Source organism: Porphyromonas sp. CAG:1061, from assembly GCF_000435035.1.
Taxonomy (GTDB): domain Bacteria; phylum Bacteroidota; class Bacteroidia; order Bacteroidales; family Porphyromonadaceae; genus Porphyromonas_A; species Porphyromonas_A somerae.
Window position 1 is genome coordinate 1 of record NZ_HF988804.1, and the last position, 11499, is coordinate 11499.

6 protein-coding genes are annotated in these 11499 nt (G+C 47.8%); all 6 read right to left on the reverse strand.

Annotation, left to right across the window (positions count from 1 at the left end; genetic code table 11):
* Positions 1-147: 147 nt before the first annotated feature.
* The 6 genes from QVO39_RS00035 to QVO39_RS00060 all read right to left on the reverse strand — a co-directional run bounded on the left by QVO39_RS00035 (position 148) and on the right by QVO39_RS00060 (position 11106).
* Positions 148-1221 carry an endonuclease/exonuclease/phosphatase family protein gene (locus QVO39_RS00035; protein WP_021902484.1) on the reverse strand — a complete coding sequence of 358 codons (1074 nt, stop codon included), beginning with the start codon at positions 1219-1221 and terminating at the stop codon, positions 148-150.
* Between the two features lie 9 nt (positions 1222-1230).
* Positions 1231-3210 (reverse strand): DUF5689 domain-containing protein, encoded by a 1980-nt coding sequence (locus QVO39_RS00040; protein ID WP_021902485.1) that lies wholly within the window; start codon positions 3208-3210, stop codon positions 1231-1233.
* A gap of 21 nt (positions 3211-3231) precedes the next feature.
* Positions 3232-5985: a carboxypeptidase-like regulatory domain-containing protein gene (locus QVO39_RS00045; RefSeq protein WP_021902486.1), complete on the reverse strand. Its 2754-nt coding sequence runs from the start codon at positions 5983-5985 to the stop codon at positions 3232-3234.
* A gap of 100 nt (positions 5986-6085) precedes the next feature.
* Positions 6086-7612, reverse strand: a complete 1527-nt coding sequence (locus tag QVO39_RS00050; protein ID WP_021902487.1) for a fimbrillin family protein — start codon at positions 7610-7612, stop codon at positions 6086-6088.
* Positions 7613-7643: 31 nt separating this feature from the next.
* On the reverse strand, positions 7644-9419 hold the full coding sequence (locus tag QVO39_RS00055; RefSeq protein ID WP_021902488.1) for a fimbrillin family protein: 1776 nt from the start codon (positions 9417-9419) through the stop codon (positions 7644-7646).
* A 100-nt stretch (positions 9420-9519) separates the two neighbouring features.
* Positions 9520-11106, reverse strand: a complete 1587-nt coding sequence (locus QVO39_RS00060) for a DUF6359 domain-containing protein (RefSeq protein WP_288171139.1) — start codon at positions 11104-11106, stop codon at positions 9520-9522.
* Positions 11107-11499: the final 393 nt, after the last annotated feature.

Sequence of the window (11499 nt, forward strand, 5' to 3'; positions counted from 1 at the left end):
TTCTGCCTTACACACTTTTTGGGTTACTACCGGACCTCTGCCAGAGTCCTTTGTGCAACAGTCTCTTTTCATGTGGGGTTGAGGGGGAGTACAATAAGAGGGTGCATCAATAAGTTGATGCACCCTCTTAGCGTATGTATAATTAATTTAGTGACGCTCCTGAAGGAGGTAGATGAGGACGGGGAAGTGGTCACTGTAGCCATCGATAAATGAATTGTTTTCGAAGGTACGGTGAGGGTATCCTTTGCGCTTTCCCTCTTGTGTGATGAGGAAGTTGCGGTCGAATACCTCCATCTTCCAAAGTCGTAGATTGCTCTCGCTGGAGATCAGTCCGTGGGTCACCATCATCTGGTCAAAGAAGTTCCACTTGTTTTGGTAGACAAGTGTGCCGATGCCCTTAGCAAAGAGCGAGGCACTAGGATTGTAGATCCCCTTTGGTGCCACTTCGCTGCGGTGGGTCTTGGCATTGAGTACCTCTGTCACACTGGTGTTGGTGGGGTCGTCATTGAGGTCGCCCATAATCACCACCTTAGCATCTGGTTCGGAGGCTTGTATCTCCTCAACTATTGCGAGGGTGGTACGAGCTGCTGCCTCACGAAGGGGGTTGCTCTTGTGCCCACCATAGCGAGATGGCCAGTGGAGCACGATGAAGTGAATCCGTTCGCCTGCGATAGTACCATAGACATGTAGCTGGTCGCGAGTCACGAAGTCGGGACGCTCATCCCACTTGAAAGGGTAGTACTTGTACCCTTCGAGCTTAAAGATATTGGGGTTGTAGAGTGCTGCCACATCAATACCACGACGGTCTGGACCATCTTCGTGGATCACCTTTAGCCCCATCCCTTTGATGGCGTCACGCTGTGTGAGATCCTCGAGCACTCGGCGGTTCTCAATCTCGGCGGTGCCGATAAAGGCGGGACCGTAGGGGGTGTACTCTTGACCTAAGAGACTAATCACCCGTGCGAGATTATCAAGTTTCTTCTCGTACTGCACTTGAGTCCATGCGTAGGGACCTGTGGGAAGGTAGTCGTCATCACCTTTGTTATTGGGGTCGTCTTCGGCATCGAAGAGGTTCTCCATATTATAAAAGGCAACGGCATAAGTATTGTACTGTTTGCCCGCGTTGGTGCCGGTGGCTTGCTTTGAGGAACCACAGCTCCCCAAAGCAAAAGCCACTAGCAACGCCAGTAGGGCATACCAATTATGCTGAGTATACTTCATAGCGAACTATTACTGAATAGTGATATCATCAATGAGTAGGTCGTAAGCCACTGCTTTTCCTACCTTTATTGAAAACAAGTTCTTTTCCTTAGCTAACTTACTGAAGCTAGAGATATCTAGGGTGATTTTTAGCCATTTACCTTGAGTGTCTATTGAGCCATTAGCATAGGAGTTAGCAGGTTTGTCATTAAAGGTTTTCTCAGTTGGTTTAAGGATGATCTCGCCATCAGCTGGACTAATAACGTGTCCTTTGGTTCCAAATTCATCAAGGTTAAATACTGCAAGACTACCGTCCTCTTTATAGACCATAAAAGATAGAGATTTTCCTGCCTTTCCATTGATGTATAGTGTAATGGTTGAACCACTCTTTTCGCCTGCACCTGCTGCTGTAATCATGTAGTCATTCCCTGCAGGAGTACCATTGATGTGAAGGGCTTTTCCATTACGTCCATTTGGAGATTGCTCAACAATCTTTCCTAGGGGGAATAATAGGCTCTTGCCCTTTTCCATTAAGCTCCAATCCTCAAAGTCGGCACCAGGGAATAGGAGCTTACCAGTTGCAGGTTGCTCTGGATTGGGGTTTGGGTTGGGCTCTGGTTGTGGTTGTGGAGTAGGGGTGGTGCCACCAGCAGTGAGCTTACCTCCATCGCTAGTCACCTTGAGTGCACGTATTTGCCAATTGGCTGAGCTGGCATCGGTAGCAAGATACTTGAAGGCAAATACCACGTTGGCCTTACCAAGCAGTGAAGCAGGTAGGTTGATATTGCCACTCTTCACGTAGTTCCAATCCGTACCTGTTGGGTAGGTGGTGATAGTCACTTGAGTCCAAGTAGCACTCTTCACGTCACCGCTGTAATTATCAGAGGCCCAAAGGGTCTGCTCGCTCTTCATATTAGCCACATTACCCTTATTGATGGTGTGCTCAAAATTGATAGCGAAGCTTTTAGCTGCAGTGAGGTCAAAGGCAGGAGAGACGAGCCAATCCTCATTGGCATTACTCTTGCCATCGGCAAAGCCAGACATATTGGCATTCTTGTAAGCAGTGTTGACTCTCCAAGTCTGTGCTCCTGCAACGCTAATAGGGGTCATCTTGCCTAGGTCGCTACTAAACTCCTCGCTGTAGATCACTGCCCCTGTTGATGGTTGGTCGGGGGTAGGGGTGTCGGTGCCACCAGTGGTCTCAGGCTCCTTGCCACTAAAGCCGAAGCAATCGTCGGCAGAGCGGAGGAATAGCTGGTAGTCGCTACCAAACTTTGAAAGGATAGCCACCACGGTACCATTGCCCTTTGGAAGCTTGTCATTAGCAAAAGTAGCATACTTGCTATTGCGTACATAGAGACTCTTGCCACTCTTATCCCTTAGAATACGATTAACGGCATTCATCTCTTGATCGGCATAGTTGAGCTCGCCACCCTTTTCGAAGTAAACGCCCTCTAGCTGTATCAGCGTACCAATCATGGCATCGGTGATAGAGCCCATAGTGGTTACCTTAGGCATTGCCTTTTTGGCATCTGGCCATTGGTTCTTTAGGAGATGCTTCTTAGCAATCTCGTAGGGGATACGGGTATTCTTGGGATTATTGTTGTTCATTCCCAACTGAATGACGCCTCCGTAACTAGTTGCTGCAAGGCCTTGTAGCTTGATCACTACCTCCTGCCCTACAGGGTAATCATTGGCGATGTTATTTTGGTCAATACCAATGGAGAGCCCACCTGTGGCATCCTCCACATAGATTTGCTTGTAGATATTGCCCGTGATATCGTTGCCCACTACCACGGCACGGATGGCGAAGTCCTCCTCAATGATCTTACCCTCTTCGGGTACTGAGGTAAACATCTCCTTGTACTTAGCAATGGTGATGATGCCTTCATCCCCGATCTCCACAGTCGGCTCAGTGAGGAGTGGGGCATCGTATTCCCGCTCACAAGAAGCGAAGGTGAGCCCGATGAGGGCTACGAGTGCTATAATTAATTGTCTATTTAGTTTCATATATTGTATCGTCTATTAATATTACCAATTGTAACTAGCATTGAGGAAGAAGTTGATCCCCTGCATGTAGTAGTGCTTATTGGTAAAGCGCTCAGGGTGATCTAGGTTGATACGTCCTTGCTCAAATCCACCAGTGCGAATCTCCTTATTATTGAGTAGGTTGGTGATGGAGAAGTTGAAGTTGATGCGGTCTCTATTCTTTAGGTAAAGAATCTTGCCGATACTTAGGTCCATAGTCACACCACCCTTGAAGCGCTCCTGAGTGGTATACTGCTTGAAAGCCTCATACTGCTTAGCATTGTGTCCGGCAGTACCTGGAGGGGTGACAGTGGTATAATTTGAAGCGAGTCGGCGGATAGGTGCTGCATCAATGTGGTTGTAGCCAAAGCCATTGACATTGAGGTTGAAGAACCAATAATTCCAGAAGTAACCGACCCCAAAGGTACCCAGTACTTGTGGTACGCCACCGAGGTAGAGGTTCTTCATGTAGACCTTCTCTTCTTTATTCATAATCTTACCATTGGTACTATTCATCACGCCCATTGGGTCGTTGCTGTAGTAGTATTGAGCGGCAGTACCGATCAGCTCAAAAGTGAGCGAACTGGTAGGCTTATACTCAACACCCACCTCTACACCTCTATGTACCTTATCCACTCCATAAAGGGTGTGGAGTACAAAGGTACGCTGTGTATCATCATAGTAGGCTACCTTCTTCATATCATCCCAGAAGCCGGTGTAGAAGGCCGATAGACGTCCTTTCACCTTAGGAGTGGAGAAGATATAATTGATGTCTACACTTCCAATCTGCTTGCTCTTGAGTGTTGGTGCTACAATATCCGAAATGTCTGGAGAGACATACATCTGTCGCTCTAGCTGTGGACGATTGAGGTACTGAGCATTGAGGGTGAGGAAGTGGCGACCGTTGAACTTATAGACGGCACCGACCTTAGCATCAAAGTTGATAAACGCATGGAGCTTACCTTTGCCGTAAGAATTGTCGGGGTAGCGTCCGTTGCGCATCATACCTTCGCGCTGAATGGTATTAAGTGCTAGCTTGGCACCATAGTAGATATCCCACTTGTAGTACTTATGTTCGTTTTGAGCCCAAAGTGCTGCATTGTAGATATGGTAGCGGTAGTCGTATCCAAAGACATCCCCCTCCCATACTCTACGGCCAGGCTTATTGAGGTCGTTTTGAACCACCTGATCGTTACCAGCAAAGTCGCGCTCGGCATACTTATCGTTATCCAATAGATACTTAGCCCCTAGCAGGTCATCGACCGTCTTAAATTGCTTGGACTGAGAGTACTTAAATTCAAGTCCCGCACTCAGTGCAATCTCCTTGGATAACTGTGTATTGAGTGTGGTATTGAAAGCAATCTCTGCAAGGTCGCTCCGACGCTCCTCTACCATATAGATGGCGGAACCGTCACCGGTCATATTATTGAGGTGGTTTGCCATATAAAGGCGATCCCAATTGATCTGAGAAATCTCTAGAGTACGCCATTGGTGGGCATAATACTCCTGCACCTCGGGGGCTCCCTCGAAGTAGCTAGGGAGGTAGCGGTAGTAATCAGGGCGTGGGTCGGCACCATTGTACCAATTGAGTGACGACCTACCGTATCTATTGTAGTGTGCACCGATCCCAGTGGTAAGGGTGGTCTCGTAATTGGGCTTCCAGATGTGAGAGATGATCAGGGTTGGATCCCAGCTCTTCACCACACGGGCGTTACGCTTTTTGCCATTCTGCCAGCCCCAGTTTGGATTGTAGGTGTTGTTGCAGACTAGCTTCAGAGCCTCCTCCACTGAGGAGCCTTGCTGACCACGCTCTACTGGTGAACCAAAGGTGATGACGCTGAGGCGATGCTTGCCCCTATCCCATACCTTCTCTGCACCTAGCATATAGGATATGTTCTTGTAGAAAACACCTTCAATGGCCCCTTCGTGAGCATAACGGCCACCGATAGCGGCAGAGAGTGCCCAGCCATTATCCATCAAACCAGTATTGTAGCTGAGGATCGCACGAGCATAGTAGTTGCGATTAGTGCCTGAGAGGGTTGCCTTTCCGCCACGAGTGTAATTGGCTGGGCGCATATTGATATTCTCCGAGCCACCAATATCTCCAAAGGAGAAAGGAGAGGCTCCCATATAATTGATGCGGTTACCATTGCGGGTCATATCATTAAGGGCACCGATGGAGGAGTAGTTGAAGACGCCTCTTACCCCTTCATTGAAGTTGATGCCATTGATATACCTCTGCTCGTAGGTATTGTCGTAACCACGGTTACGGTGACGGAATTGTGAGAATTGGAAGCCAGCCTTCTGGAGATAGACATCGTTGGTAAAGATGACCATCGTATTGGCCGACTGCCCCGCCCCTTCATCGTCAATCTGGTCGAGGTCAATATTATCTACAATCCCCGCAAACTGGGCATTGTCATTGATTTTATTTTGTATCATCACAATAGGCCCCACCTCATTGAGTCGGTTGGGGGTGATGGTGATATTTAGCTCCACAGTGGTGTGCAGAGGAGAGCTGAAGAGTAGGGTCTCTTCGCCAGCCTTAATGTTGTAAAAGGCGAAACTACCATCACTCTCGGTTGTAGTCTGCTGATTACTACTCTGGAGGGTTACTAGCACGCCACCTATGCCATTGTTGCTACCTCCGTCGCGAACGACCCCTCGAAGCGAGGTCTTCTCCTGAGCGAGAAGAGGGCAGAAAGCTATAGACAGTAGGAGACTTGCCAAGGCAATAAGCCTAGTAATTCTTTGCATGTCTTTGAGTCATTAGTTAATAATCTGATTCTATTAGAAAATGAGATGGAAAGAGGACCGCAACAGTGGCGATCCCATTTCCATCTCACTTAATGAGTACTTACTCAATCGTAAAGTCGTCAACTTGTAGGTCTATATCCACCTTTCCACCCACTTTCAGTGCGAATAAATCGCCTGTAGTAGCAAGGGATTTACCCTCAATGTTAAGTGTGATCTTTATCCATTGACCCTTTGTGTCAATGCCACCTTGAGCGTATGAGTTAGCTACAGTCTTTTTTCCATTGCTTTCTTTTGGAGCGTTGGGTTGAAGAACGATATTGCCATCGTCTGGTCCAACAAGATGTCCTTTTTCTCCTACAGTATCCAAGTTATAGGCATAAGTGGTATTATCTGCTGTCGTTAGGTTCATAGAGATAGACTTGCTTGAAGTTCCTTTGAGGTAGAAGCTAATGGTTTTTCCAGCGGTTGGTCCACCAGTTTGGGCTGTAGTAGTAAAGATGTAATCGTTACCTTTGGGCTTCCCTTGGATATGTAGAGCCTTACCGGTCTTACCGCCGTCAACTTGTGTAGCGTATTTTGCCAATCCGAACTTATTTAGGCTGGCTTTGAAGGCATCAAAGTCATCAAAGTTGGCACCAGGGAAAAGCAACTTGCCCTCAGTTGGCTGTGGCTGTGGTTCTGGCTCTGGCTCTGGTTGTGGAGTAGGAGTCTCCTCGCCACCAATAACGATGACCTCACCATTGTCCGACCCTTCCTTCCAAGGATTGATGGTAGCACCCTCAACTATGACTAGCTGACCTCTATTGTAGGTCACCTCGACGGTGTACTTGTAACCGCTCTCAGTGGCTGTTAGCTTTAGGTTAGCGGTATGTGGCTTACCATTGATATTGAAAGTCACCTCCTTGCCAGTCAAGGTTTGTGGAGGAAGGATCATCATCCCTTTGTACTTATTAGTGCCTGCTGCCTTAATAGCTACACTTGGAGTAGCAGTCTTGGTGCCAGTAGTGATGGCCCCATTAGCAAGTGCCATCTTACCATCCACCAATACATCCTTCAGAGCAATGGTGCCATTATTGATCGCCAGCCCATCGGTAGTGATGTTGAATTCAATCAAAGTGAGCATGTGGCTAAATACCAAGTTAGCATTGGCATTTTGCTTGTTGATTCCCTTTTGGTTATTAGAGTAAAGGAGGTCAATAAGGGCTGGCTTGCTCTGATCCGAGGTGTCAAAAGCTAGCTCGGTAGTTACTCCCTCCTTATATGGGTAGTAGGCGACCAGGTCTAGATTGCCAGTGCTAGGTAGGTTGATCCCCTCCATAGCCGAGGTGAAGGCCACCTTTCCACCTGCTGAAGCGGTAGTGTACTTGGCATTCGTGGCGTAGTTATTAGCTCCTAGTGCTTGTCCTTCGTTCAGTGCAAAGATACCGATGGCATCAGATACTTCCCAGGTTTCTCCAGCTACACGTGTGCCTGGTTGCACAATGTTAGAGCTTACCCTAAGGTCGCCCTTACCTTTTGCATAAGGGTCATCCACTTCACAGCCACATCCTCCGCTGCGTTGACAGCTAGAGAATAGTAGGGTACTCGCTAGGAGTAGGCTTCCTAATTTAGTCGTTGTCTTCATCATATTGATATAATTATTGTGTGATTATTATTATTTACCAGTCTTTAGAGTTATTCTGACTCTTAATCGCTGTTGCTTCGTTCTCGGGGAGGGAGGGGAAGAACTTCACCCCTAGCTCCTTCTCGAGCTCGGCCACGGTGCAAGTATAGTCGTCCCACTTGCTACCACTAGCGGGTCTTACATTTGGCATCTTGACACCAATGGAGACCCACTGACCCTTTTTCTTCTTTAGTAGCACCTTCCACGTGTGAGTGGGGATTGGGCACTTCTTATTGACATCGTCACGCACCATTTCAGCATTAGGAGCAAGCGTAGGGCCACAAACCACATAGAGGGTATCGGTCTTACGGGCATTCTTAGCAAAAGCATTCTCTTTATTCTCGAGCGTTGCCCAGATACCTGCATTCTGACTTTGCTCTTGTGGCACTACGTTGGTGAAGTAGAAGGTGGTGCGATTGAGCTCTTTGGAAGCGGTACGCTGCTGACTTGCCAGCATGTGGCCTCGGCTCATATTGTACTCACGTGGCTGAAAGCTCCTTCTGATTAGTTGCATCTGATACTTTTGTTCTACACCAGGGCCGAAGTCCCAAGGGTCGCCACCCCACTTCTTTCTACTCCATTCCCCTAGACAGTCACTGTACATTGGATAGGCGACCATATAGGGTTGGTGACTGTTTTTGCTAAAATAAATAGTATAGTTGCGTCGCTTACCACCAGGAGTCGTTCCCCCTGCAAAGTAGCTGTCGGGAGTATCCTCTTGGTGGATGACACGATCCTCCATATAGCCATTTTGGATCAGTACCTGCTCCATATAGTAGGCCTGATTACCATACCCTTCAGCTGGAGGCGTAGGGGGTTCGGGCTTAGGGTCTTCTCCAGGTTGCTCTGGATCCGGCTGAGGATTGGGCTGTGGTTGAGTGCCTCCTTCGCCTTCCCCGATAATCTCAATAGTGGCATCAATGAGCTCCACTCCCGTGTCGGTGAGCTTGAAGTTGCGTCGCACACGAATACCTGGCTGTAGTTGCTTCGACTCCATATCCGTGTAAGTGTAGCTCTTGCCCGCCACTTCAAATGTGTAGGTAAGGCCTTTCAGCTCCTGCCCTGGTAGCAGAATAGCTTGATGTGTTGCCCCTTTAGCTACACTCTTGGCCTTGTGCATCGTTATCTTGCTGGTGGTGGCCCCGAGGTTGGAAAGTTGACCTGCAGCGAGATCAAAAACACCCTCTACCTTCACGTCACCCACGCTAATTTGAAGTGCATTGAGGTCGGTAGCCCCATCGCTCATGATAGAGACCTGTAGCTGACTCAAAGCATGGAAAAATTGCAGGTTGGCTTTAGGGTGCAGGTTATTGAGCCCACGTGCATTGTCGCTGTAGAGTAGATCGAGCTTAGAGAGGTCGCTCTGATCTCGTACATTGATTCGCAACTTATGATCCGCACCAACCGGTTGGTAAGGGTAGTAGCTAATGAGGTCAATTCGCTCCTCAGGCATCAGCCGTATCTCACCTCCCTCGGCGGGAAGGAATTGCCCATCACCATCGGGGGTGGTGTAGGGTAGGTTGCTAGCCTTTTGGAAAATAGAGGTGCTACTCAAGCCTTTGCCACTTACTACAGCGTAAAGACCAATTTGGTCGCCTCTCTCCCACGAGGTCTCGGTAGCCCTTAGAGAGTTGATACGACTTTGTACTTCTAGGACAGTGTATTCTCTGGGGAGTTCTTTATCCCCCTTCTTGTCGTCGCAGCTACAACAGCTAAAGATAAGTACCGCTGTAATAGCCAATAATAGTAAGATTGTCTTGTTCCTTGACATCAAAAAGACTCTAATTGTTGTTTAATTCCATTTACGTTCTCTTAAAACGCCTGCCTGCGATATCCCACACAGGCAGCCGTGAAAAATATAGTCTCCTATATTATAGGAACTTGTACACCTTGACATTCTTAAGTCCAGGGGCGCTAAAGTAGGCTGTAAGATCACCCTTGACAGCTACCAACTTACCTTTGTTTTCAGGGTGTTGTACGAGGTTGAGAGCCTCTCTAACATTACCTTTAGGTAATTCTACAGGAATCATCTTCGCCACATCAGTTTCATCCATTGACTCTGCAAGCATGATATTTGTTTTAGAGCTTTCAATGAGCTTAGGTCCACCCTTACCACTCGTTGCAGCACCGATGATATACCCCTTTACATATTTGCCATTTTCGCCTTGTTTGCTAATAGCTTGTGCTATAGAGTAGGGGTTCGCTTCTGTGCCATCTCCTTCGTCAACAACAGGTTGTTCTGGCTCAGGGGTCACCTCCTTTGCGGCTTGTTGCACTGCAAAGGTGAGGTCGTTCATCCCCTCAGCGGTGAGGGTGATGGTAGTCTCACGCTTCTCGGTGGTATCATTTGCCTCTACCTTTACGGTGAAAGTTTGGTCGGCAGCAGCACGAAGAGTCACGTCGCCACTAAATGTGAGCCAATTGGCAACAGGATCGGCCTTTGCAGATACCTGAGTGCCTGCCTCTAGACCAGCTAGAGTAAAGATGTAGCTTCCACCCTCTGCTGGAGCCGAAAGTGTACCACTAGCGTACTCGCTATTGGTGCTGGTAAGTGTCGCGGTTACTGGTGTAGAAGGAGCGGTATCCTCTTCGGGTGCACCGATCACCTTTCCAGTATCTCCCTCATCCTCATTGTCAATGGTACCAGATCCATCCTCAATCTTAGCTGAGCCATTGGATAGGCTGATGGTGTAGCGGTAGTACTTACCTGCCTCTACAGTTTTGTCATTAACCAAGGTTGCCTTGTAGACCTTGCCACCATGCTCAATAGCAATCACCTTTCCCTTGATGATCTCACCTGGCATTAGATAGGTATAGAACTCCTCGCCTTGTTTCTTGAGGTCAAGATTGGCTTTGACGGTATTGTCTACTGTAAAGTCACCACTCTCAATATTGAGTGACCCCTTAGTGAGCACCTCATTCACCGAAACCTTTGAGACAGGCTCAGTAGGATTGAGGGAATTGGTGGTCTCCACCTTGATGCGTAGCTTACCTAGCTTATGTCCAAAGTTGAGGTTGAGCTTAGGATTGGCGTTAGTAACAGTGCCAGTAGCATAGAGTACTGGCTGGTTATTTTGCTTGGTGAGGTCGAACTCTACTGCGGTAGTTGCAGCGGCATCATAAGGGTAGTAAGCCTTGATATCGTGTTGCTCAGTGCCATAAGGGATGGAGATAGGATCCTGAGTAGTAAAGTCGGTGCTAGCTCCAGCCTTTGTAGCTGTGTAGAGTACATTAGAGGCAGTTAAAGAGGTAGAGAATACTCCGATCTTCTCATTGCCATCCCAGTGGTTGGTCTTTTGGTCGCTCTGAGTGGTCACACGGTTCTGCGCGATGGATGAGCTCAGTTCGAGTGTGGTCTCTCCGCCATTGAGTTCGCTCCTGCTTTCATTGTTGCAGGAAGTAAATGATAGAGCAAGCCCTATCAGTGCTAATGGTAGCAGTGTAATGGTCTTCTTCATGTCACTTAATTTTCTCATTTTGTTAGTTGTTTTTCTATTAATAACAAATATACTAATTCTTCTCCAAACAAAGGTATTCTTTGCCTGTGACTTTCCGAATAAGGTGCCATTAAGATTGCCTATCGGGGCGAGTTTATTTCATAGGTCTTTCCCATGGAATCGTTCCCTTTATCATTACTGACGAACTCAAGATGTACTACTACCGTGGTTTGGAGCATTGGGAGCAGACGCCGGGTTACCTTATCGATACCTGTCTTACAGCACAAGACCAGTATAAAGCGCTACTTACCTATTTCCGAATCAAGTGGGTTGAGTGATCAGTGGTGTGCATTAGGAAAGCCTTGCCGTAGGGCATTCATAGATGTGTCTATAGGGGAGGACCCCGGCTGAGGG

What these genes read in the sequence shown, in the direction of transcription:
- QVO39_RS00035 (WP_021902484.1), bottom strand. Translation starts at nt 1,221, where the DNA reads ATGAAGTATACTCAGCATAATTGGTATGCCCTACTGGCGTTGCTAGTG.
- QVO39_RS00040 (WP_021902485.1), bottom strand. Translation starts at nt 3,210, where the DNA reads ATGAAACTAAATAGACAATTAATTATAGCACTCGTAGCCCTCATCGGG.
- QVO39_RS00045 (WP_021902486.1), bottom strand. Translation starts at nt 5,985, where the DNA reads ATGCAAAGAATTACTAGGCTTATTGCCTTGGCAAGTCTCCTACTGTCT.
- QVO39_RS00050 (WP_021902487.1), bottom strand. Translation starts at nt 7,612, where the DNA reads ATGATGAAGACAACGACTAAATTAGGAAGCCTACTCCTAGCGAGTACC.
- QVO39_RS00055 (WP_021902488.1), bottom strand. Translation starts at nt 9,419, where the DNA reads ATGTCAAGGAACAAGACAATCTTACTATTATTGGCTATTACAGCGGTA.
- QVO39_RS00060 (WP_288171139.1), bottom strand. Translation starts at nt 11,106, where the DNA reads ATGAAGAAGACCATTACACTGCTACCATTAGCACTGATAGGGCTTGCT.